Source organism: Pseudovibrio exalbescens (assembly GCF_028737195.1).
Taxonomy (GTDB): domain Bacteria; phylum Pseudomonadota; class Alphaproteobacteria; order Rhizobiales; family Stappiaceae; genus Pseudovibrio; species Pseudovibrio zosterae.
The window spans coordinates 45,552-69,636 of sequence record NZ_JAQZAJ010000009.1 but is presented as its reverse complement, the minus strand read 5'-3'; the positions used below and the strand labels follow the sequence as shown (position 1 = coordinate 69,636).

13 protein-coding genes, 1 tRNA gene and 1 pseudogene are annotated in these 24,085 nt (G+C 55.7%); 8 read left to right on the top strand and 7 right to left on the bottom strand.

Annotated features, from left to right (window positions below; all coding sequences use genetic code 11):
• The first annotated feature begins 210 nt into the window (after positions 1-210).
• Positions 211-287 (top strand) — tRNA-Met (locus tag PUV47_RS19255).
• Positions 288-458: 171 nt separating this feature from the next.
• Here PUV47_RS19255 and PUV47_RS19250 read toward each other — a convergent pair.
• A pseudogene (locus PUV47_RS19250) lies at positions 459-1,443 on the bottom strand (aldo/keto reductase).
• 96 nt (positions 1,444-1,539) lie between these two features.
• Here PUV47_RS19250 and PUV47_RS19245 point away from each other — a divergent pair.
• On the top strand, positions 1,540-2,427 hold the full coding sequence (locus tag PUV47_RS19245; RefSeq protein ID WP_274220230.1) for a LysR family transcriptional regulator: 888 nt from the start codon (positions 1,540-1,542) through the stop codon (positions 2,425-2,427).
• A gap of 148 nt (positions 2,428-2,575) precedes the next feature.
• Positions 2,576-2,728, top strand: a complete 153-nt coding sequence (locus tag PUV47_RS19240; protein ID WP_274220229.1) for a hypothetical protein — start codon at positions 2,576-2,578, stop codon at positions 2,726-2,728.
• 62 nt (positions 2,729-2,790) lie between these two features.
• On the opposite strand, the gene PUV47_RS19235 is transcribed toward PUV47_RS19240, so the two are convergent.
• From PUV47_RS19235 to PUV47_RS19920, 6 genes are all read right to left on the bottom strand, one after another.
• Entirely contained in the window at positions 2,791-4,821 is a 2,031-nt protein-coding gene (locus tag PUV47_RS19235) for a methyl-accepting chemotaxis protein (RefSeq protein WP_274220228.1), read from the bottom strand.
• Between the two features lie 452 nt (positions 4,822-5,273).
• Entirely contained in the window at positions 5,274-7,301 is a 2,028-nt protein-coding gene (locus PUV47_RS19230) for a methyl-accepting chemotaxis protein (protein ID WP_274220227.1), read from the bottom strand.
• Positions 7,302-7,664: 363 nt separating this feature from the next.
• Positions 7,665-9,695 (bottom strand): methyl-accepting chemotaxis protein, encoded by a 2,031-nt coding sequence (locus tag PUV47_RS19225; RefSeq protein WP_274220226.1) that lies wholly within the window; start codon positions 9,693-9,695, stop codon positions 7,665-7,667.
• Positions 9,696-10,112: 417 nt separating this feature from the next.
• A complete protein-coding gene (locus PUV47_RS19220) occupies positions 10,113-12,143 on the bottom strand; it encodes a methyl-accepting chemotaxis protein (RefSeq protein ID WP_274220225.1) in 2,031 nt (676 codons plus the stop codon).
• 360 nt (positions 12,144-12,503) lie between these two features.
• Positions 12,504-14,534, bottom strand: coding sequence for a methyl-accepting chemotaxis protein (locus PUV47_RS19215; protein ID WP_274220224.1), 2,031 nt, complete (start codon positions 14,532-14,534; stop codon positions 12,504-12,506).
• A gap of 554 nt (positions 14,535-15,088) precedes the next feature.
• Positions 15,089-15,931, bottom strand: a complete 843-nt coding sequence (locus tag PUV47_RS19920; protein WP_425313800.1) for an esterase-like activity of phytase family protein — start codon at positions 15,929-15,931, stop codon at positions 15,089-15,091.
• Between the two features lie 1,845 nt (positions 15,932-17,776).
• On the opposite strand from PUV47_RS19920, the gene PUV47_RS19205 reads away from it, so the two are divergent.
• The 5 genes from PUV47_RS19205 to PUV47_RS19185 all read left to right on the top strand — a co-directional run bounded on the left by PUV47_RS19205 (position 17,777) and on the right by PUV47_RS19185 (position 24,003).
• A complete protein-coding gene (locus PUV47_RS19205; protein ID WP_274220222.1) occupies positions 17,777-18,730 on the top strand; it encodes a TAXI family TRAP transporter solute-binding subunit in 954 nt (317 codons plus the stop codon).
• A gap of 69 nt (positions 18,731-18,799) precedes the next feature.
• Positions 18,800-20,557 (top strand): TRAP transporter permease, encoded by a 1,758-nt coding sequence (locus PUV47_RS19200; RefSeq protein WP_274220221.1) that lies wholly within the window; start codon positions 18,800-18,802, stop codon positions 20,555-20,557.
• 391 nt (positions 20,558-20,948) lie between these two features.
• Positions 20,949-22,031, top strand: a complete 1,083-nt coding sequence (locus PUV47_RS19195; RefSeq protein WP_274220220.1) for an ABC transporter ATP-binding protein — start codon at positions 20,949-20,951, stop codon at positions 22,029-22,031.
• 6 nt (positions 22,032-22,037) lie between these two features.
• Positions 22,038-23,114 (top strand): ABC transporter ATP-binding protein, encoded by a 1,077-nt coding sequence (locus PUV47_RS19190; protein ID WP_274220219.1) that lies wholly within the window; start codon positions 22,038-22,040, stop codon positions 23,112-23,114.
• A gap of 4 nt (positions 23,115-23,118) precedes the next feature.
• Positions 23,119-24,003: a carbohydrate ABC transporter permease gene (locus PUV47_RS19185; protein WP_274220218.1), complete on the top strand. Its 885-nt coding sequence runs from the start codon at positions 23,119-23,121 to the stop codon at positions 24,001-24,003.
• Positions 24,004-24,085 lie beyond the last annotated feature (82 nt).

Genomic DNA, 24,085 nt, shown 5'->3' with positions numbered 1-24,085 from the left:
ACTGTCCAAGCCAATCAGCTTGAACACATAACAAGGCCCAACCACGGGCCTTTTCGTGTCGCTTCTTACACGAAACTAAAAGTTTATCGCGGGGTGGAGCAGCGCCGCATCGCCCGCAAGGCCAATTGCCTGAGGACGGGCAAACCAAAAAAAGACCGGGCAACGCCAACGTCCGGCCGGGCACGACATAAGCCCAAAACACAAGTTTATCGCGGGGTGGAGCAGCCCGGTAGCTCGTCAGGCTCATAACCTGAAGGTCGTAGGTTCAAATCCTACCCCCGCAACCAAAGATTAACCCGCTAACTCACCGAGTTGGCGGGTTTTGTCGTTCTAGGGCCAGGTTCACAGATGCGTCTGCTACAGTGCGTATGCGGGTCGCGAATTGACCTCGGCTGCCACAAAAGGCAAAAGGGCCCCGCATCACACGGGGCCTGTGGTTCTTGTAATTCCATCCGGGCTTAGGCGTTTACGCCTTTCATACCTTCTTCGGTATAGCGATCGCCATAAACCTTCAGTGAGGCCAATTTGGCATCAAAACTCTGCATATCTCTGGGGCTAAGGGTTACGTCAGCTGCAGCGGCATTCTCTTCAAGGTATTTTTGGCGCTTCGTGCCCGGGATAGGAACGATATGTTCTCCCTTGGCAAGCAGCCAGGCAATGCAGAATTGGGCAGGGCTGCAGTTCACTTGATCTGCGCTAGCGATTACCAAGTCACGGATTTTCTGGTTGTGGCTTAGTGCTTCCTCGGAAAACCTGGGGAGGCCCGCGCGGAAGTCGCCGCTGTCAAATTGCTGCGTATTGGTGACTGTGCCCGTCAAGTAGCCTCGTCCCAGCGGCGAATAGGGCACAAACCCAATACCAAGTTCTTCGCAGGTGGGAAGGATTTCTTCTTCCACGTCGCGTGTCCATATGGAGTACTCGGTTTGGATGGCGGTTATGGGATGGACTGCATGGGCCCGGCGTATAGTCGATGCGTTCACTTCGCATAGGCCGATATGGCTGATCTTACCCTCTTCGATCATCTGGGACATTTCGCCAACCGTTTCTTCGATTGGGTGATCGGGGTTTACGCGGTGGATGTAATAGAGATCAATGTGATCGACGCCTAGCCGTTGCAGCGAGCCTTCAAGGCACTGGCGTGGCATATTCAGGTGTGTTGTCGATGCTTCTTGCGTACTGGCCGGGCTTTCTGTTGATGCCAAATTTGCTGGCGATCTTCACTGGCGCCGTTGTTGCTCTTAAGAAGGAGCCCAGTAATTCCTCATTGTGGTGAGGGCCGTACATGTCAGCGCTATCAAACAAGGTAATGCCAAGGTCTACCGCTCTGGCGAGAACCTCTAGAGATTCCTTGTCGTTGCGTTGGCCGTAAAATTCACTCATACCCATGCAGCCGAGGCCCATGGATGAGACTTCCAATCCGTTTGCCAAGAGACGTGTTTTCATTGATTTTCCTCTTTCGTTTCTCCCATTGCTGGCATAAGTGTGTTTTGAAAAACAGATGCTGAGTTGAAAACCTATTTTTCAAAAATGAGGGGCCTGATGCTGGTTTGGGATGATGCAAAGGCTTTTCTGGCGGTTGCTCGAAAAGGGCAGCTGAGCTCTGCTGCGCAACACATGGGCCTTGGCATTGCAACGCTGTCCCGTCGGTTGGATCGGCTTGAGGGGGCGCTCGGGGTCAAATTGTTTCAGCGCCATCAGACCGGCTATTCGTTGACGAGTGATGGCGAAGAACTGCTTGAAAAAGCTGAGATGCTGGAAGGTGCAGCCCAGGCGTTTCAGGAGGGGGCTCAACACCAGGCGCAGGTCAGGGGGCGAGTGCGCCTTGCAACAGCGGAAAACTTTGCAAGCCATCTCATAATACCAAGGCTCTCGCAGTTTGCGTCACAATATCCAAGTGTCACACTCGACATCGTGACCGATATACGAACCGCTAACTTACATCGCCGCGACGCTGATCTGGCGCTTCGTCTCGTAAAACCAACCCGAGGAAACATAACGCTGCGGCGGTTAGGGGCGCTTGGTTTTGGGCTTTATGCGGGCGGCGCTTTTGCCAATCAGGTATTGGAGAGGAAAAGCGCGCAGCCTCTCACAGAAATGCCTTGGATCTCTTGGGGAGAGGCCTATTCCGACTTGCCGGCTGCGGAGTGGGCCGAGCGGTATTTTGAAGCCGAGCCACGCTTGTTGGCTTCCTCTTTGGCGTCACACATCGCCGCTGCGCGGGCCGGGCTTGGCCTTGCGGTCCTGCCGCACTTTTTAGCTCACGGTGCTGGCCTTGTTTGCGTTGAACCAGATATCAGCGTATCGCAGCCAATTTACCTCGTTATTCATTCTGACCTCACGCAGACGCCGCGGGTGCGCGTGACAGCTGATTTTCTGGCTGCGTTGGTAGAAGAAAATCGCGATTGGCTCAGCCACCCAGCGGGGTGAGTGGCTGTATTCCAGCTCGCTTGTCATCTGGTTGTGGCCGTTGCGGATGCGTGTTTCCCCTAATATTAGGCGGCTCATTACAATCGTAAGCTGCAGATATACCAGCTTTCAAAGGCGCTTGGGGTGCTTGTTGAATTGGGAGGTGGGAATGCATGGAAATCTGTTTATCTGGCTGGGTCTTGCTGTTGCCCTGAGCCTTGTCGCCACGAACATCATGGACTTCAGCGGTGTAGCCCGCGTGGGGCTTGTCGTGCTTCTTGGCATGCTTGCCGTCAAGAATTATGAGGGCAAATGGGACTAAGCCTGACGCAAAAACGGCGCGCCAATTTTTGACGCGCCGCTTGCAGGGGAACCAAAATCAGATCAAGCCGCGCGCACCTTTTGCAAGAAGGTCGCAATCTGTTGGCCAAGGTCTTCAGCCTGAGCTTTCACCACCTGTGATGCGGAGAGAACATTCCCTGCCGTTTGGCTGGTTTCGCTGGCTGAGGATGTGACGCTAGTCATGTTCTCTGCGACATCACGCGTGCCTGTTGCCGCCTGTTGAACATTCTCGCTGATCTCTGTGGTGGCCGAACCTTGTTGCTCTACTGCCGCAGCGATGGTCTGCGTGATCTCGTTCACATCGCTCATTGTCCGGGAAATGGCGCTGATCGCTTCCACCGCTTCTTTTGAAGAGTTCTGGATGCCAACAATCTGGCTTGAAATCTCCTCGGTTGCCTTGGAAGTCTGATTTGCAAGTTCTTTCACCTCAGCGGCAACAACAGCAAATCCTTTGCCAGCTTCGCCAGCGCGCGCTGCCTCAATGGTGGCATTGAGCGCCAAGAGGTTGGTCTGTTCGGCGATTGCCTGGATCAGGTTGACCACCTCACCAATGCGTTGGGCAGCAGAATCAAGGCTGGAAACCTTGTGGTTTGTGTCTTGCGTTGTGGCTGTGGCATTTGCGACCACGCCTTGGGTCTGACCAACCTGACGGCTGATTTCTTCGATCGAGGCCGCCAGTTCTTCTGCTGCAGAGGCAACTGTCTGAACGTTTGTCGAAGCCTCTTCCGAGGATGCAGCTGCGGTTGTTGCCCGCGCTGTGGTGTCTTCGGAAATGCCGGTCAGGACGCGGGCCGTTTGCTCCATATCCATGGAGGTGGTGCCGACCGTTTGCAGGCTCTCCTGAATGTTGGCATCGAATTCCGCAATCAGCTGGTCGATGTACTTCTGACGGGCCTGGCGTGCTTCCTGCTCTTGTTCGGATTCACTTTGCAGCTTCTTCCGTTCAACAGCATTTTCGACAAAGACCTCAAGGGCCTGAGCCATTTGGCCAATTTCATCCTTGCGTTCGGTATAGTCTACCTCTGTGTCGACATCGCCTTCAGTCAGCCCATGCATGCGCTTGGTCAGGTGCATAACTGGTTTTGCGATGGAGCTGCCGATAAACCACATAATGGCAATACCGATAGCAATGCAAAGCAAGGCGGTGAAGATTGCAGTGTTGCGGGTCTCGTTGGCAACAGCCAGCAGCTCCGCTTCATCCACGGCAATGATGGCGTACCAAGCGCCGTTGGTTTCGGCCACCTGGAAGGGGCGTACCACCACCTTTTGTCCATTGTGCTCAATGATCTTGGGCTGAGAGGTCACACCGGAAATCAATGACTTTGTATCTGCATCAATCTCTTGCCCGAGAACGCTGGTGTCCGTGTTGGCGACCCAAAGGCCTGTCTTGTCGACGAGCCCCACGTAGCCTGTTTCGAACTTGCGGCTATCCTTGATCATTTGGGAGAGATCATTGAGGAACACATCAATGGTGATTGCCCCGATGGCCGCATTCTGAGGATTGTACATCGGTGTGGTTACAGAGACCGCCAACACGGTTTCACCAGCAACCTCAAAGGTGTAAGGCGCTGTAATGATGTCTTGACGCGCGTTGACGGCGGCGTAATACCAGTTGTCCGCAGCGCCATTTTCCATCTTCGCGTGGCGCCACTCTACGGCCCCGCCATTGCGGTAAAAGTAGGGATTGAACTGACCATTGTGGTTAGAGTAACCGTCTCCGCGGTGGTCGCTGTCTTTGCCGACAACATCCGGCTGGAACACAGGCGTTACACCCGACAGGCCGTCGTTTTCCGCAAGGAAGTCGCGGGTAACATTACCAAGAGCTTCACGGGTAACGTCTGAGTAAAGGAGAATCTTTTCATAGGCATCAGACAGGTTGCCCGCTGCCTGAAGTGCTACGCCAACTTCCTGATTGGCTCGAATTGCCTGGACCTCAGAGTCCTCAAGCAAGATCTTCTCACCCTCATGATGAGCCATGGTTGATAGCAGCATCGTAATAACGATGATGAGGGCGGCAAAGCCCACAACGGTTACCGCCGTTGACGCGGTAAAAATGCGAAGACGTAGTGACATGGTGCCCCGTACCAGATCTCTGAAATTGACTGACTAAAATTGCTTATGTGACAAGAATTAATCTGAACTTAATTCAGCTATCGGCTGCCGGGGCTGACTTCGGGTTTTCGTGTTGTCCGCTCTACTTAACTGTAATGAAACCGGTATTTTTTAATCCGGACTCTCAATGCGTACTGGCGCAAGGAGGGGTTGGAAAAGGTCTTTAGAAATATTGTTGCCAGAAAATATCTTGTATTATTAGAGAGTTATTCGAATTGGCGCGATTGCGGCTGTTTTCTGTCGCGGGTAAGCTGCTCTTGAGAGCATCTTTTGGTTGCAGGCGGCGGCGGGTTTCGAGGCCTCAAAACAATTTGATGAATATTTTTTGACAATTAGGTCCGTTTTGTTGCTGCATATAAAAATGCCGGCGCATTTGTGATGCGCCGGCATTTTTCGAGCGGGGTGATTTGGGTCTAGGCGTTGCGAACGCTCTGCAGGAAAGTGGCAATGTTATCCTGCAGATTGTCGGCTTGAGCTTTCAATGTCTCAGAAGCTGACAGCACCTGGGAAGCTGTGGCGCTCGTCTCCGTAGCTGAGGCTGTCACGCCGGACATGTTCTCTGCAACGTCTCTTGTTCCAGCTGCGGCCTGCTGAACGTTTTCACTGATTTCCGTCGTAGCTGCGCCCTGTTGCTCAACTGCGGCCGCAATCGTCTGGGTGATGTCATTGACGTCGCCCATTGTCTTGGAGATAGCTCCAATCGCCTCCACGGCTTCTCGCGATGAGTTCTGAATGCCAACGATTTGGCTGGAGATCTCTTCGGTTGCCTTAGAGGTTTGATTTGCCAGCTCTTTCACTTCGGCGGCCACCACGGCAAAGCCCTTGCCTGCCTCACCCGCGCGAGCGGCTTCGATGGTCGCGTTAAGCGCGAGAAGGTTGGTTTGTTCGGCAATGGCCTGAATCAGGGTTACCACCTCGCCGATGCGCTGCGCCGCGGCATCAAGACTCTCAACCTTCTCGTTGGTGTTCTTGGTGGTCGCGGTTGCATTGGTGACAACACCCTGTGTGTGGCCAACCTGACGGCTGATTTCCTCAATGGATGCAGCAAGTTCTTCTGCAGCTGAGGCGACCGTCTGCACATTGGAGGAGGCCTCCTCCGCTGAGGCGGCTGCTGTGGTCGAGCGGGAGGTGGTGCTTTCCGCAATACCCGCCAACACCTTTGCGGTTTCTTCCAGATCGACGGAGTTTGAAGAAACAGTGCGCAGGCTCTCTTGAATGCTTGCATCGAAGTCGCTGATCAGCTGATCAATCAGTTTCTGGCGCTGGAGGCGTGCTTCTTGCTCCTGCTCAGATTCCGTTTGCAGCTGCTTGCGTTCGATCGCGTTGGCAACGAACACCTTAAGTGCTTGAGCCATCTGGCCAATTTCGTCAGAGCGCTCAGTGTACTGGACAGGCGTGTCGGTGTCGCCCTCCGTCAGCGCATTCATGCGTTCCGTGGTTCTCATCACCGGCTTAGCGATGGATGTCCCCACCAACCACATGATGCCCGTGCCCATAACGAGGCAGAGCAGCGCGGTAATGATGGCCGAGTTACGGGTGCTGTTTGCTGAAGCCAGTAGTTCAGCTTCTTCAACAGCCACGACCGCGTACCAGGTTTGGTTGGTGCCGCGGATTTTGAAGGGGCGGATCGCTACCTGCTGTCCCTCGACCTCGAACACGCGTACGCTGTCATTTGTTCTTTCAATCAATGACTTAAGGTCATCCGGTACGGCTTTGGTCAACTGCTCAGGGTCGCTATAAACCGCCCAGGTAGAGCTGCTGCTGACAATGCCAACATAGCCCGTTTCAAAACGGCGGTTGCTTTCCACCTTTTCCAGAAGGTCATTCAAGAACACGTCGCCCACGACGCCGCCAATTGCTTGGCCCTTGGCGTTGAACATTGGTACGGTAGCGGATACCGCGAGCACAGTTTCTCCTGCAACATCAAAGCTGTAAGGCGCTGTCACGAAGTCTGACCGCTCGGTGATGGCGGGTGTGTACCAGCTGCCCGGGTCGTTGAGCATGCCAGCAAGGCGCCAGTCGATTTGACCGTCGTTACGGAAGAAGTACGGCTCAAATTGGCCCAACTCGTTGGAATAACTCTTGTTTTTGAAGTCTGCATCGTTGCCGAGTGCATTGGGTTCAAAGATTACGGAGACGCCGGTCAAGCTTGGGTTGCTGGAAAGCAAACCACGGGCGATCTCAGCGATCTCATCACGTGTAACATCCGTGAACTTTAGCTGGTTCTCGAAAACGTCCGCAAAGCTGATGGCAGCCCCGTGTACCTTGTCGAGTTCTTCCGTTGCCTGAAGGGACATAACCGCAGTGTTTTCAACGAGAAGCTCTTCGCCTGTCTCGTTTGCGTTCTGACCCATCAGCATGGTGACTACAGTAATCAGTGCAATAAAGCCGACGATGAAAACGGCGTTTGCAGCTGTAAAAATTCGGAGTCGCAGTGACATTTTGCCCTCGATGCCTTGCAAGTACATCACCCGGTAGGGCAGAAACCTACTGCACCCACCAAAGCATGAATCTGGCTAAATCACACGGAGCATCATACTTCAGCTTCCGGTTGCTTTAGCGCCCTTGTCAGAAATACCCCATCTGACATTGTGCCAAGCTTAAGGCCCAGAAAATTGCCAAAAAATGAATTTTCGAACTCGTTCGTATTATATATTACCGGCTACGCCCAGTTGAACTTGATTCGACAAAATACGGATTTACTCCCGCGTCTTTGGCTGAACTGCATTCAATTGTGCTCGGGCAAAGAAAAACGGCCCCAGTTGCCTGAGGCCGTTTGCGTCGGTTTGAATGAAACCGGGATTTTATGCGCTGCGAACGTTGGTCAGGAACGTTGCGATGTTGTCCTGCAGGTGATCGGCTTGAGACTTGAGCGTTTCGGAGGCCGAGAGCACCTGAGATGCCGTTGCGCTGGTCTCGCTTGCTGAGGCTGTCACGCCGGACATGTTCTCTGCAACGTCTCTTGTTCCAGCTGCGGCCTGCTGAACGTTCTCACTGATCTCAGTGGTGGCGGCCCCTTGTTGCTCGACGGCAGCTGCGATGGTCTGGGTAATCTCGTTGACATCGTTCATGGTCTTGGAGATGGCGCCGATTGCATCCACTGCTTCACGAGAGGAACTCTGAATGCCGATGATCTGAGAGGAGATCTCTTCCGTTGCCTTCGAGGTCTGGGTCGCAAGCTCCTTCACTTCGGCTGCTACAACCGCGAAGCCCTTGCCTGCTTCACCGGCTCGTGCTGCCTCGATGGTGGCATTCAGGGCGAGCAGGTTGGTCTGTTCAGCAATGGCCTGAATGAGAGTGACCACTTCACCAATTCGTTGCGCAGCGGCATCCAGGCTTTCCACCTTGTCGTTTGTTGACTGGGTGGTGCTGGTTGCATTGGCAACTACGTTCTGGGTGTGACCAACCTGACGGCTGATCTCTTCAATTGACGCCGCCAGTTCTTCGGCAGCGGAGGCAACCGTCTGAACGTTGGTGGACGCTTCCTCGGAGGAGGCAGCAGCCGTGGTGGAACGGGATGTCGTGCTTTCAGCAATGCCAGCCAGCACCTTGGCCGTGTCTTCAAGCTCCAGAGAGTTGGTGGAAACGCTGCGCAGGCTCTCTTGAACGCTGGCGTCAAACTCCGAGATGAGCTGGTCGATGACCCTCTGGCGCATCTGACGCGCTTCCTGTTCCTTTTCAGATTCCGTTTGCAGTTTGGCGCGCTCAAGGGCGTTCTCAACGAACACTTCAAGCGCTTGCGCCATCTGGCCGATCTCGTCACTACGGTCGGTGTAGTCAACCGGTGTGTCTGTGTCGCCTTCGGTGAGGGCGTTCATCCGGTCTGTGGTGCGCATGATTGGCTTGGCAATAGAGGAGCCGACCAGCCACATGATAACCGTGCCGATGACCACACAGAAAATGGCGGCAAGGATGGCCCAGTTCCGGGTGCTGTATGCGGTTGCCAGCAACTCTGCTTTGTCAACGGAAACGATCGCATACCATTTGTGGTCTGTTCCCAGAAGATCGAACGGACGAACGGCAATCTTGTGGTCGCCCATGTCCACAACAGTCGCCGTGTTGGCGGCCTGCGCCATCAGATCCTTGATCTCGGCGTTGACCGTCGCGGCGATCAACTCACGATCGGTGTTGGCGATCCACATACCGTTGTCGTTGGCGATGCCCACATACCCGGTTTCAAACTTGCGAGATGCGTCGACTTTCTCAACCAGTTGATTGAGGAATACATCTACGACGATACCGCCAATCGGTTTGTCCGACTTGTCGTACATTGGGGTGGTGGCCGAAACTGCTACAACCATTTCGCCGCCAACGTCGAAGGTGTACGGGTCGGTGACGATGTTTTTGGAGTTGTTGACGGCAGCGTAGTACCAGGTTTCTGGTGAATCCGTCAGCATGCCTGCCAAGCGCCAATCGATCTTGCCATTGGCCCGGAAGAAGTATGGCTCGAACTGGCCAAGCGCGTTGGAGTAGCCCACGCTCTTGTTGTCAGCGTCTTGTCCAACTGTGTTCGGCTCCAGAACCGTTGTCACACCCGTCAGATGTGCATTCTCGTCAAGGAAGTCTCGGACGATTGCCGCGATCTCGTCGCGGGAAATGTCCGTGTGCTCAATGCTCTTTTCCAAGGCGTCTGAGAGGCTGGAAGCGGCAAGCTGCGACAAGGAGATCTCCTGTTCAGCGTGGTAGGCCTGGATGCTGGCGTTTTCCAGCAGCAGCTCTTTGCCGTTTTGTTGAGCCATATTTGACATCAGCACGCTGACGATGGTGATGAGTGCTATCAATCCGACAACAAGGATGAGGTTGGATGACGAGAAAATTTTGACTCGAAGAGACATGCGACTACCAAAAGCTCCGAATGATCATTGGGTTCAGCGGTAGGGCTTATGCCTTAATTGAGCCTTAATCCCCGTGCGCGCGTGACGGGAAATTCCGGGCCTGTTCTTCGCAGTTTTCTGCGTTTCCTTGCTGATCAGAAGAGTGCCGGATCAGCAGCGGTCTGCCGCGATGCGCTGCATTCTTGCAAATTTTACTAATATTCTTATGGGGTTATCCGAACCGCATTCGACTTGTTGGCGCTCCGACTTTTGTTGAATGCTGGCTGGCGCTTCGGTGCAGTCTGCTGATTTGTGCATCCGTAATACTGCACAGGTAATTTGATGAATTTTTTTGACACGCGGACGAACGCGTTCGAGCAAAAAGAAACCGGCTCCGCCAAGCGAAGCCGGTTCGATTTTTTCAAGGTGAGTCGCTTATCAGGCGCTGCGCACGTTGTTGAGGAACGTTGCGATGTTTTCCTGCAGACTGTCGGACTGGGCCTTCAGCGTTTCGGAAGCCGCAAGCACCTGGGCGGCTGTTGCACTTGTTTCGCTGGCAGAAGCCGTGACACCAGACATGTTTTCAGCGACGTCGCGGGTGCCCGTGGCCGCCTGCTGCACGTTTTCACTGATCTCCGTGGTGGCCGCGCCTTGTTGTTCAACCGCAGCGGCAATGGTCTGAGTGATGCTGTTGACGTCACCCATCGTTTTGGCAATGGCAGCAATGGCTTCCACAGCCTCCTTGGAGGAGTTCTGGATGCCGATGATCTGAGAGGAGATCTCCTCCGTTGCCTTGGAGGTCTGGGTTGCCAGCTCCTTGACTTCAGAGGCCACCACCGCAAAGCCCTTGCCTGCTTCACCAGCGCGGGCCGCCTCAATGGTTGCGTTGAGGGCGAGAAGGTTGGTCTGCTCAGCAATTGCCTGAATCAAGGTCACAACTTCACCAATGCGCTGCGCGGCTGCGTCAAGGCTTGCGACCTTTTCGTTTGTGGTCTGGGTGGTGCTGGTTGCGTTTGAGACAACCCCTTGCGTGTGGCCAACCTGACGGCTGATCTCTTCAATGGAAGTGGCCAGTTCTTCCGCCGCGGATGCCACCGTTTGGACATTGGCGGAAGCCTCTTCAGAGGACGCGGCTGCCGTTGTAGAGCGTGACGTGGTGCTCTCTGCAATGCCCGTTAGAACCTTGGCGGTCTCTTCCAGCTCCAGAGAGTTGGAGGAAACCGTGCGCAAGCTTTCCTGAATGCAGGCGTCAAAGTCGGAGATGAGCTGGTCGATGAGCTTTTGCCGTGCGAGGCGCGCTTCCTGCTCTTGCTCGGACACGGCTTGCAACGCTTCTCGTTCGATGGCGTTCTCAACGAAGACTTCAAGGGCCATTGCCATCTGGCCGATTTCGTCTTTGCGCTCGATGTACTGCACCGGCGTCGTGGTGTCGCCTTGGGTCAATGCGTTCATGCGCTCAGTGGTGCGAACAACCGGCTTGGCAATGGACGTGCCCACAAGCCACATGACAACTGTGCCGACCGCCAAACACAAGAAGGCGACCAGAATGGCCGTGTTGCGGGTGCTGGTGGCGTGCTCAAGAAGCTCTGCATTGTCAACGGCAACGATGGAGTACCATTTCTCGTGTGTGCCCCGTAGAACAAACGGCTTTACGACAAGTTTCCAGTCGCCATGTTCGAAAACGCGCTCGCTTTCCGAGGTCTGGCCTACGAGATCCAATATGTCGTCTGGTGCTTTCTGGCCAAGGCGTGCCTCATCGCTGTTGGCTGCATACACACCGTTGCTGCTGAGAATGCCGACATAGCCAGTTTCAAAACGGCGGGCGCCTTCATAAGCCGCGGCAAGGCGGTCCAGATAAATGTCTGTTGCAATCACACCCATTGGTTTGTTCGAGGCGTCAAAGATTGGTGTGGATGCCGTTACCGCGCGAATGGTCTTGCCGCCAGCTTCAAAGCTGTAAGGGTGGGTGACCACATCATCGCCGCTGCGTAGCGCTGCGCCATACCAGGCATCTGAATTTGCGTCGGTTGCGTTCACTTCTCGCCAGCTGATGCCTTCCGGACCACGAGCAAAAGCGAGGCTGAAGCGACCGTTTGCATTGGAAAATCCCTGGCCCTGATTTGCCTTGTCTGCGCCCAGCTGGTCTGGTTCCAGCACAACAAGAAAGCCGTTCAGATCCTTGTTGTCGTCAAAGTAGTCGCGCGCGGCTTTGGCCAGCAGATCTCTGCTCAGTTCTGTGTGTGCTGCAAACTTGCTTACGGTGTTTGCGAAGCTTGCGGTTTTGAGCTGCGCGTTTTCGAAGATTGCCTGCGCCTGATGGGTCTGCGACGCGGCATTTTCCAGGATAAGCTCTTCGCCAGACTGATCGGCATTTTGCGCGATCAAAACCGTGACAACCGTAATAAGAGCGACGAAACCTACAATGAACACAGCGTTCGCTGCAGAGAAAATTCTGAGGCTGAGAGACATACACATCACCTGAATGGGTTGCTTGGCGCAATCTGCGCTTCAGGCGCTATATCCGCTTCAAATGTTAAGTGAAGATGAACTCTATTAAAGAAGGAAGTAGAGAAGAAAATATATCATCTCTGTTTGGCAATGAAGAATAGAAATAATCGATTTTTCCGCTGAAGCTTGCGCGAGGCTTGCCAAATATTCAAGTATACTGGTCTTTTATATTTCACGCTGGTGTGATTTGCGACTCGATTTGCTTTATTAGCTGGCTTCTTAGGTCTGTTGTTTTTAAATGCAGTGTAGCGGTGCGCGTGAAAAGGGCTGGCTTCCAGCGGAAAACCAGCCCTCAGGTGTGTTTGATCTGTGCAACTGCCCTCAGGCGCTGCGGACGTTGTGCAGGAAGCTGGCGATGTTGTCCTGAAGGTTGTCTGCCTGTGCCATGAGGGCTTCCGAGGCTGACAGAACCTGCGCGGCTGTTGCGCTCGTTTCACTGGCAGATGCCGTGACGCCGGACATATTTTCCGCTACGTCGCGGGTGCCGGTGGCTGCCTGCTGCACGTTTTCGCTGATCTCCGTTGTGGCCGCGCCTTGTTGCTCCACTGCTGCAGCAATGGACTGAGTGATGTTGTTGACATCGCCCATCGTCTTGGCAATGGCACCAATGGCTTCAACGGCCTCCTTGGAGGAGTTTTGGATGCCCACGATCTGGCTGGAGATCTCTTCCGTTGCCTTGGAGGTCTGGTTTGCCAGTTCTTTTACCTCTGCGGCCACGACAGCAAAGCCCTTACCTGCTTCGCCAGCGCGGGCGGCCTCAATGGTGGCATTGAGCGCAAGCAGGTTGGTTTGTTCTGCGATGGCCTGAATGAGCGTGAGCACTTCGCCAATGCGCTGTGCGGCTGCATCGAGGCTTTCGACCTTGCCGTTTGTGGTTTGCGTTGTTGTGGTGGCGCTTGCGACCACGCCTTGGGTGTGGCCAACCTGACGGCTGATCTCTTCGATTGACGCGGCGAGTTCCTCGGCAGCCGAGGCGACCGTTTGCACGTTTGTGGAGGCTTCTTCAGAAGAAGCGGCGGCCGTGGTGGAGCGGGAGGTGGTGCTTTCCGCAATGCCGGTCAGCACCTTTGCGGTTTCCTTGAGCTCCAACGAGTTGGTGGAGACGTTGTTCAAGCTCTCCTTGACGCTGGCGTCAAAGTCAGCAATCAGCTGGTCAATTCGCTTCTGGCGTTCCAGACGCGCGATCTGCTCTTGTTCAGAGTCGCTCTGAAGCTGCTCACGTTCAATTGCGTTCTTGACGAAGACTTCCAGTGCTGAAGCCATCTGGCCGATTTCATCGCTGCGGTCTGTGTATTCAACCGGTGTTGCGGTGTCACCCTCTGTGAGGCCGTGCATGCGCTCTGTTGTGCGAATGATTGGCTTGGCGATGTTGGAGCCGACCAGCCACATGACAACCGTTCCGATGGCGATGGCCAGAAGGGCAACGATGATGGCAGTGTTGCGCGTGGTGTTGGCACGGGCGAGGAGCTCTGTGTTGTCAACGGTGAGCACGGCGTACCAGACTTGCTCTGTGCCGGGCAGCGTGAACGGGCTGACGCCGGTGCGCTGATCACCGGTTTCAAAAACTGTTGTTGCGCTTTGGGCCTGCTTGGTAAGGTCCAGCACTTCGGGGGTGGCCTCCTGGCCGATGAGGGATGTGTTGCTGTTGGCCACCCAGACGCCGTTGTCTGCGATGATGCCCACGTACCCGGTCTGGAACTTTTTGGTGGCCGTGATCTGGTCGGTGATTTCGTTCAAGGTGATGTCGACGATGGCGGCGCCGATCACATTTCTGGCGCTGTCAAACATGGGGTTGATCGCGGAAATCATCAGGACCGTTTCGCCGTTGAGTTCATACTCATATGGGGCGGTCATGACGGTCTTCTTGGCGCGGACCGCTGGATAATACCAAACCTCTGGCGCGTCGGTGAGCATGCCCACAAGGCTGCTGTCCACGCCGCCATTGGCACGGAACATGTAAGCCTCGAACTGTCCGTTGGCGTTGGACAGGCCGGTGTTCTTGTGGTCGGCATCGCGGCCGATCACGTCAGGCTCCAGAATGGTGGAGAAGGCGAGCAGCTTGTCGTTTGTGCTGAGGAAGTGGCGCGCCATCGCGGCGATGTCATCTCGCGACGGGTTGAGGTTGGCAATGGCACCTTCATAGGCATCGGCCATGGTCGCTGCGGCGTGCTCGTAAACGCCGATGCTGGCTTGAGCGATGTTGCCCTGAAGTTTTGCGTTCTCAAGCATGAGATCTTCGCCGTCGTGCTCAGCCATGCTGGACATCAAAACGGTGACTATGCTGATGAGAGCAACAAAACCAATTACGAGAATGAGGTTCGAATACGTGAAAATTTTCAGCTTGAGAGACATTGAACCGCGCCACTGTTTGTTACTGGTCGATGCTTCAGCGTCAGGCAGCAGTGCTTAACTCATCCTTAATCGATGAAGCCAGTTGGGCCTTGAGGTGACGCTTATGGAAGGGCGGAGCGTGGCGTGGACCAGTGGGGCGGCGGGGCCACTTGGTGTGTTGGCGTCAGGAACGGGCGGTGAGGGGTGTGGCTTGATTATTCGCATTTGCTAATAAAAGACCAAGCGGTGATAAGGGGTTGGCTTCGTGCGAGGATCGTTGAAGCGCGCTTGCTGTCGTTTTGAGAAGGGCTCTCTGAATTTTACTTCAGGCGAGTAAATAATTTTCAAGCCGCGTTTTGATGGTTGTATTAAACTTTGGTGACTACTTTAGTTTTTTGGGGATGTGCGGCTGCTGAAGACGCCGGGTAGCGGCTTTTTTTGCTTGCAACCGTTGAGTCGCGCACGTGTAACGCCGTTTATAATCTGGCCGTTACTGTGCAAGGGAGGGGCACCGGCAAGCAAAAAGGCCCGACGAACCGCGTCCGCCGGGCCTGAATTTTCTGCGCTTAAAGAGTTTAGTTCAGCTTGGAGACTTCGCCCATGTCAAAGAACAGGCTTTCACCGGAAGCATCGTCAACGCCGTCATTGTCGGTGGAGATGAGGATGCGGCCATCTGCGGTGATCGCCAGACCTTCGACCTTGTCTGGGGTCCAGCCGTTGGTGGCTGACATCTGAGGCAGGAGGTCCAGAACGACCTTCTTTTCCAGAACCGGAAGCTCTTCGCCGTGGGCCGCAGGGGTCACGCCATCCAGAGACACAACGGTTACCTGCTTGATCGCAGCGTCGGTGCCGCCCTTGTTGTCGCGCTCTACAACAGCCAGCTTGTTGTCGCCGAGGTAGGTGACTTCAGAAAGGCCAACCCAGCCGCCAGCAGGGCTCTTTGGTGCGTCCAGCGGGTAGTGAACGAAACCCCAGCTCTTGTCTGCAGGATTGTAGATGCCGAGCTTGGTCATGCCCTTCGGGTCGTCGTTCCACTCGCGCTGAACAGCAACCACAACAACTGGCGTGCCGTTGATTTCAGCTTCAGTCACGCCTTCGAGGGAGAACCGCTTTGCCTGCTCGATGAGCGTTTCTGGCAGAGTGATTTCCTGCTCAATGGCACCGTCAGCCGTTACCTGAAGCAGGTAGTGCTGCAGTTCTTTGCCCGGGTGACCTTCAGACGCAAGCCAGAAGCCGCCATCCTTGCGGATTGCGATGCCTTCTAGGTCGTACTTCTCAGCGGAGCCGCCGGTCAGGTCGACGTGGGAAACGATCTTTGCAGGCATTTCGGAAACGTCGAGGGTGAAGATGCGCGCTGCGTCGTAGAAGCTGTCGCTTACAGCGTAGATCTTGGAGGCGTCAGTTGGGTCGCCAGCCATGCCGGAGATCGCACCCCAGCCGATTGGTGCGCCGGTCTTTGGATCGGTTTCGGAGATCAGCTGCGGGTACTCAGCAGCGTCTGCGCCGAACTTGTAGATGCCAACGTGAGCGCGAACGCCTTCTTCAGCTTCGTCCTTTTCGTTTGCAACAACAAACAGGCCGTTCTCTGAGAGGGCAAGCAGGCCTTCAGGCGCGATGTGTGTCGGCAGGAACTGGACGAATTCTGGCTCGCCGCCAGTGTCCTTGTAGACTGCAACGAAGTTGCCGCGCTCGGAGTTCACAAAGATGAGGGTGTCGTCACCGAACGTGCCAACTGCAACACCTTCAGGCTCGGTGCCCTTCTTGTGTGCGCGCTTGGATGGGTAGTGGCCATGGGACATGCCCAGGTGTTCCATCTGTGCGCCGCTGTCGAACAGGACTTCGCCGTCCTTGTTCCAGATTGTGAAGCCGCGAGAGCCGCCTTCGTAGTCACCTTCGTTTGCGGTCACGAAGCGGTCGGCATCGATCCATGCAACAGCGTCTGGCTCGCGCGGTACATCGGTGATTGAGCCGGATGCATCGCTCATGCGTGCTTTCTTGACCGGGATCGCATCAGCAGAAGAGGTGCCTGCGGAGAAGTGCGTGACGACTTCACCGGATGCCAGATCAACGATGGCCAGATGGTTGTTTTCCTGCAGCGTGACAACAGCGAGATTGTCATCGTTGATGGAAACGAATTCTGGCTCTGGATCGGTTGGGGCAACGTCGGCAAGGCCGGTCATTTCAACAGTGCGAGCTGTCTCACAGTTGGTTGGCATGCCGTCGGCGTCCAGATCGAAGATGGTGAGGTGGCCAGCTGGAAGCTGTGGGATCACACCGTCGTTAAGGTCTTCGTCGCGCTCGTTCTCAATGGCGATGGCAACGAACTTGCCGTCTTTGGAAAGAGCAACGGAGTCTGGCTGACCAGAAGCATCACACTTGGCAACAACTTCTTTGGTCTCCAGATCTACAACCGCCAGATAACCGGAAGGGGCGGTGTAGCTTTCCGAGGTGTTGACGCCAGCAAGGGCATACTTGGCGGCAACGGAAACGGAAGTAGGCTCACCACCCAAATCGGCACGGCCTGCGGGTACAGGATTGGCCGGGTCGGTGATGTCGAGGAATACGAGTGCGTCACCCGGGCTGTCTGTGAAGACGAGGGTGCGGCCATCTTTGGAGGCGCTGATGATTTCGGCAACGGTTTCAGTTGCTGGGTCAACGCCTTCAGCGAGGGTCTTGAAGACCGGGTAAGTCGCGATGCGCTCGAAGAATTTTCCGTCTGCTGCGTTTGCGGCTGAAGCCGTTGCAGCGATGATTGCCAAGCTGATACCGCCGATCAAACGACGCTTGAACTCTCGCATGGAAGCCCCCTGTTTGTTTGGATAAAGGTTACTGCGTAAGTCTCAGCAACCTATGGTCGTCATACTGCTTTGCAATGACGGATTTTTGAAGTTTCCATGACGCTCGCAATCCGCAGAAATTAGGGAAAAATCGAGAGTTTTAGCAATATTTGAGTTGCATATGTCTACAATTTACGGGCACGTACTGGTTGTTATTACGCAATGGGAAGAGGGGTGTTGTTAGCCCTCTAACAGGTTATCGAGCCTCACTGATCTCGGAGGATCGCGGGACGCGGTCCCCAGCAACTTGAGTGGGTTGTGCCCAAAGCGCGACAAACAGCGCTCTGCCACGCAATGAAATTGCTGATATTTTCTCGCTCAACTATCAGGACTGCTCAATGTCTTCTCGCGGATATTGTGTATAGTGAGCCACATGCACCGCCGTGGTGGTGTGGGAGGAAAACAAAGAGTGCCCGAGGGGACAAGATGAAATTACTGAAGGGATTGGCGTTGGGTGCCGCTGTGCTGGCTCTCACCGTTACAGCGCAGGCGCAGACACGCGTTACCTACAAGTCGGCCAAGACCGGCACGTCCTACTATCAGATGGCGGTTCAGGCGGCGGAGGCCATCAAGGCCGCTTCCGGCGGCGAGATCATCGTGACCGTTGAGGAAAGCCAAGGGTCTGTTCAGAACGTGATGGAGGCTTCGGTGCGCCCGGGCAACTACATGTTCACCACACCGCCCGCCCTTGTGCCTCTGGCTCAAGCGGGCAAGGCCATGTTTGAAGGCCGGGCAAACCCGCGTTTTGACGAAATTCGCGCGCTGTTCCCGATCCCGTCGCTTACCATGCATTTCGTTACGCGCGCAGACGCCAATGTCGCGGGCTTCGAAGACCTGAAGGGCAAGAAAATCCTCATTGGCAAAGGCTCTTTTGGCGCGCGTGAAGGCGCGAAGTATCTTGAGCTGTTCGGCGTGAAAGATGGTGTTGAACTGGCTAATGTTGAACTGTCCAACGCTGTTTCTGCACTCAAGAACGGCCAGATCGACGGCTTTGTGACTGCAGGCTCCTATCCGGCGCCAAACGTCATTGAGGCGGCGGCAAGTGTTGATGTTGAGGTGCTGAGCCTTTCTGAAGACGAGATCGCTCAGACCAAGCGAACCAAGATCGTGATTCCTGCAGGAACGTACACCGGACAGGACGCAGATATTACCACCACCTCTCTTCCTGTGATTGCCTACACCACGACACAGATGGATGATGACACCGCTTATGCGGTTACCAAGGCTTTCTGGGAGGAAAAGGCAAAGCTGGCGGAGAGTGCGGCCTGGTGGGCTGGCGTGGATGCGGCCATGCTGGCGCATAATCAGACCAAGCTGCATCCGGGCGCGCTGCGCTACTATGATGAAGCTGGCATTGCGGTGCCGGATAGCCTGCGTTAAGTGACGCAACACAACGAATGCACAAGGCCCGGACGCTTGGTTCGGGCCTTCAGTTTTTAGGGGCAATTGGTGACTGGACTTTCCCGTGCACTTTGGGTGGCGCTGGGCGGCGCGACCATCGTCTTCCATATCGGGCTGATCTTCTACGGGTTGGTGCCGAACCTTGTCAGTCGTCCGCTGCATATGGCGCTGGCTTTGCCATGGGTTTTGATCTTCGTAGCCAAGAACCGGTTTGAAAAGATAACCGGATGGATGCTGTGTGCGGCCGGGCTTTTCGCCAGTCTCTGGATCGCGCTGAACCAGCAGATGCTTGGCGACCAGTATGGCTATCTGATGGGCGACTTTCAGCTTGGCATTGCCATTGTGCTTCTGGTCGTGGTGCTGGAAATGGCGCGCCGTTCCATTGGTTGGCCGCTGCCCTTGGTGGCGCTGCTCTCCATCCTCTACGGCGTGTTTGGCGAGCATATCCCCGGCGAATTTGGCTATGCAGGCATTCCGCTGCAGAGCTATCTGGGCACACTGACCATTGCCGAGGGCGGGCTGTGGGGCAGCCTGACGGGCATCTCCGTAAGCGTGGTGGCCATTTTTGTGATTTTTGGCGCGGTGCTGAATGCGGGTGAAGCCGGGCAGGGCTTCATGAATGTGGCCGCCGCCGCTGCGGGCCGTTTGCGTGGTGGCGCGGCCAAGGTTTCGGTTGTCTCCTCAGCGCTGTTTGGGTCTGTCTCCGGCTCGGCCTCTGCCAATGTGGCCTCGACCGGCGCAATCACCCTGCCTGCCATGACGCGGCTTGGCTATCCGCGCGCGCTTGCTGGCGCTGTGGAGGCGGTGGCATCTTCCGGCGGGCAGATCACGCCGCCGCTGATGGGGGCGGGGGCCTTTGTGATGGTGGAGCTGACCGGTGTGCCTTACACAGGCATCATGGCGGCGGCGATCCTGCCTGCATTTCTTTACTTTCTTGCTGTGTGGGTTGGCATCAACGCCTTCTCGCGGCGCTACGAGCTCAAGGGCTTGAGCGCTGATGAGCGTCCGGTCATGCGCACGGTGGTGATCACCTCTGCCTTCTTCCTTGTGCCGTTTGCGGTGCTGCTGTTTGCCATGTTCGCGTTGAAGTTCACACCGCAGTATGCCGCTTGCATTTCCATTCTGGTGGCCTTTGCGTTGCTGTTCATCGACAAGGCCTTGAGTTTCGACCGCGAGCGGACGATGGCGCGGTTGGAGCAGGCGTTGATGAACACCGGCCAGCAGGTCTCGACCATTGCGGCAATCATCATCTGCGCTTCGATCATCATCGGAACGCTCGGCATCACCGGATTGGGGGTGAAAATCACCTCGTTGATCCTGTCGGGCTCTGGCGGCATGCTTTGGCCCGCCCTGCTTCTGACCGCACTGGCCTGCCTTGTGCTTGGCATGGAGGTGCCCACAACTGCTGCCTATGTGATCTGCATCTCCGTGGCCGGTCCGGCCCTGACCGAGATCGGGCTGGAGCCGTTACAGGCTCATATGTTCGTGTTCTGGTTTGCGCTGCTTTCCACCATCACGCCGCCGGTTTGCGGGGCGGTGTTCATCTCCGCTGGCATGGTGGGGGAGAACTGGCTGAAGGTTGCAGTGTTTGCCATGGCGCTGGGCATTGGGCTTTATCTGGTCCCGCTGGGGATGATTGCGAACCCAGCGTTGATTGAGCTTGCGAGTGCGCCGGTTACGGCCCTTTTGGCTGCGGCGAAAATCGGTGTCGGTCTCTCCTTGATTTCCTTTGGTTTGATTGCGCCTTCCAAGCCATACTTGCGTTTACTCTACGGGGTCGCGGGGGGCATTCTCATATTTATCTAAGACGAAAGTTCAGTTTCGCATTGGGTTAGCGGGCGAGTCCGAAAGGATTCGCCCGTTTTTTGTGTATATCAGCTAATTTCTTTGGTTTTTCACAGGCATTCGACCGCCGCGGAGGTGGCGTCGCACCTGCGGAAACTTTCGTTTTTATTTCGAAATTACGCGAAATAGTCCCAAGTGATGAAAAATGAAATTTGATTATAAGCATGATCCCTTATAAGTTGGTTTACTAAGCCGGGGGTTGGGAGCTCAGACCCCGGGCCCAGCATCGCAAGATCTGTCCAGTCTTCGGATAGGAGGTCGGGTGGGGATCCGCTGAGGTGCTGAACATCGAAAAAGAACGCCACGACGGCAGAGTCAGCTGTGAATGGCTGGCGGCCTTGGGAGGGCCAACATGCTGGAATTGAAAGGCGTCGGCAAAGTTGTCGGCGGGGTGGACCATATTAAGGACGTGTCCATGACCCTTGAACCTGGGTCATTGAACGTGCTCCTTGGGCCCACACTCTCAGGTAAAACAACCCTGATGCGTCTGATGGCCGGGCTGGACAAGCCGACCTCAGGACAAGTTATCGTAAATGGCAAGGATGTGACCGGGCACTCCGTGCGCAAGCGCGACGTGGCCATGGTCTATCAGCAGTTCATCAACTACCCCGCGCTGACCGTTTATGAAAACATCGCTTCGCCTCTTCGGATTGCGGGCTTGCCGAAAGCAGAGCTGGACCGCAAGGTTCGGGAGGCGGCAGATCTTCTCAAACTCACTCCTTATCTTGAGCGTACGCCGCTGAACCTGTCAGGTGGTCAGCAGCAGCGCACGGCACTGGCACGAGCGCTGGTGAAGGGCGCGCATCTGGTGCTCATGGATGAGCCGCTTGCGAACCTGGACTACAAGCTGCGTGAAGAGCTGCGCGCGGAGTTGCCCAAGATTTTCGCCGAGAGCGGCGCTGTTTTCGTTTATGCAACCACCGAGCCGTCCGAGGCCTTGTTGCTGGGCGGCAAGACCGCAACGCTTCACCATGGTGAAGTCAGCCAGTTCGGCCCGACACTGGAGGTCTACAAGCGGCCTAATACGCTGGTGACAGCGCAGACCTTCTCTGATCCGCCGATGAACACGCTCAGCATCGTCAAGAAGGGCGATGTGCTGGAGTTGCCAAATGGGGACCAGATCCCGGTGGCCGAGAACGAAAAGATTCTCGCCGATGGCCCTTACATTGCGGGCTTCCGCCCACACCACCTGCACCTTTCCAAACGCACCGACCACCATTTTGCGTTGAAGGGCGTTGTGCAGGTCTCCGAGATTACGGGCTCTGAGAGTTTCATCCACGTGGACTGCGTGGGCGAGACCTGGGTCGCCCTTGCCCATGGCATCCGCAACATTGAAGTGGACGATGAGATCGAGGTGTTCCTTGATCCGCGCAACTTCCTTGTTTTCGAAACCAATGGCCGTCTTGCGACGCTCGACATGCCGGTGGAGGCGTAAGGACCCATGGCTAACATAGAACTCAATCATATTCGCCACGCCTACATGCCGAACCCGCAGTCGAAGAAGGACTATGCGCTGAAAGAAGTGCACCACACCTTCGAAGATGGCGGGGCTTATGCGCTGCTCGGGCCGTCTGGTTGTGGCAAGACAACGCTGCTGAACATCATCTCCGGTTTGCTGCGGCCTTCGGAAGGGGATCTGCTGTTTGATGGCGTTTCCGTTCGCGACCTGCCAACCGAAGCGCGCAACATTGCGCAGGTGTTTCAGTTCCCGGTCGTCTACGACACCATGAGCGTTTACGACAATCTGGCGTTCCCGCTGCGCAACCGAGGCGTTGAGGAACGGGTGGTTGACGAGACAGTACGCCATATTCTCAATATCATCGATCTGGAAAGCAAAGCCCACCGCAAGGCCCAGGGTCTGACCGCAGATGAGAAGCAGAAGATCTCTCTGGGTCGTGGTCTGGTGCGGGCGGACGTGAACGCGATCCTGTTCGACGAGCCGCTTACGGTGATTGACCCGCATATGAAGTGGGTGCTGCGCTCGCAGCTCAAGCACCTGCACAAGCAGTTCGGCTACACCATGGTCTATGTGACCCATGACCAGACCGAAGCCCTGACCTTCGCTGACAAGGTGGTGGTCATGTATGAGGGCGAGGTGGTGCAGATCGGGACGCCGAATGAGCTGTTCCAGCGCCCGCAACACACCTTCGTCGGCTACTTCATCGGATCGCCGGGTATGAACGTGGTGCCGTGCACGCTGGAAGGTGACGGCGCGCGCATCGGGGAACATGTACTGCCGCTGAACGGCATCGGCCGGTTCGGCAGCGGTGCGTCGCTTGAGGTGGGCGTGCGCCCCGAGTTCGTGAGCCTGAGGCCGTCAGGTGAAGGCCTGCCCATTCAGGTGCAAGGTGTGGAGGATGTAGGGCGTTACCGCATCGTCCGCGCCAAGCTGGATGATCACGACTTCCACGCCATTGTGATGGAGGGCGAGGAAATTCCTGAGAGCCCGAGTGCCGTGATCAGTGCCGATAACATCAACCTTTATGCCGATAGCTGGCTTGTTGGACGGGAGGGCTGATCTGATGGAAAAGACAGTCAACAACAAAGCCTGGTTCATGGTTCTGCCGGTTCTTGTGCTGGTGGCTTTCTCCGCTGTCATTCCGCTGATGACCGTGGTGAACTACTCCGTGCAGGACACCTTTGGGAATAACCAGTTTTTCTGGGCGGGAACCGAATGGTTCGTGGATCTGCTCGCTTCTGAGCGTTTTACCGACGCCCTTGTTCGCAACCTTATCTTCTCATTCTCCATCCTCGCCATTCAGATCCCGTTGGGTATCTTCATTGCGCTGTGCATGCCGCGCAAAGGCTGGGGCGTGCCGGTCTGTCTGGTTCTGATGGCGTTGCCGCTGCTGGTGCCGTGGAACGTGGTGGGCACCATCTGGCAGGTGTTCGGACGTGCGGACATCGGCCTGCTGGGCTATGTGCTCAACAACATCGGGATCGAGTACAACTATACGCAGGATCCGGTGGCCGCGTGGGCAACCGTGATCATCATGGATGTGTGGCACTGGACAAGTCTTGTGGTGCTGCTGTGCTATGCCGGTCTGGTGTCCATTCCGGAAGCCTACTATCAGGCGGCGCGCATTGATGGCGCGTCCAAGTGGGCGATCTTCCGCTTCATTCAGCTGCCGAAGATGCACCGCGTTCTGCTGATTGCCGTTCTGTTACGGTTCATGGACAGCTTCATGATCTACACCGAGCCGTTCGTTGTGACGGGCGGCGGGCCGGGCAACTCGACCACGTTCCTCTCGATCGATCTGGTGAAAATGGCTCTTGGTCAGTTCGACCTTGGTCCGGCAGCGGCCATGTCCTTGGTCTACTTCCTGATCATTCTGGTCTTCTCGTGGGTGTTCTACACCGTGATGACCAATGTTGGCGCCGAAAAACCAGAGACAAAGGGGGAGTGATCGGACATGACTGTTGTAAGTGAACCAACTCAAACCGCTCGCTCCACAGGCGCTCTGCCAAAGGGCCGTGTGATCGGGCAAA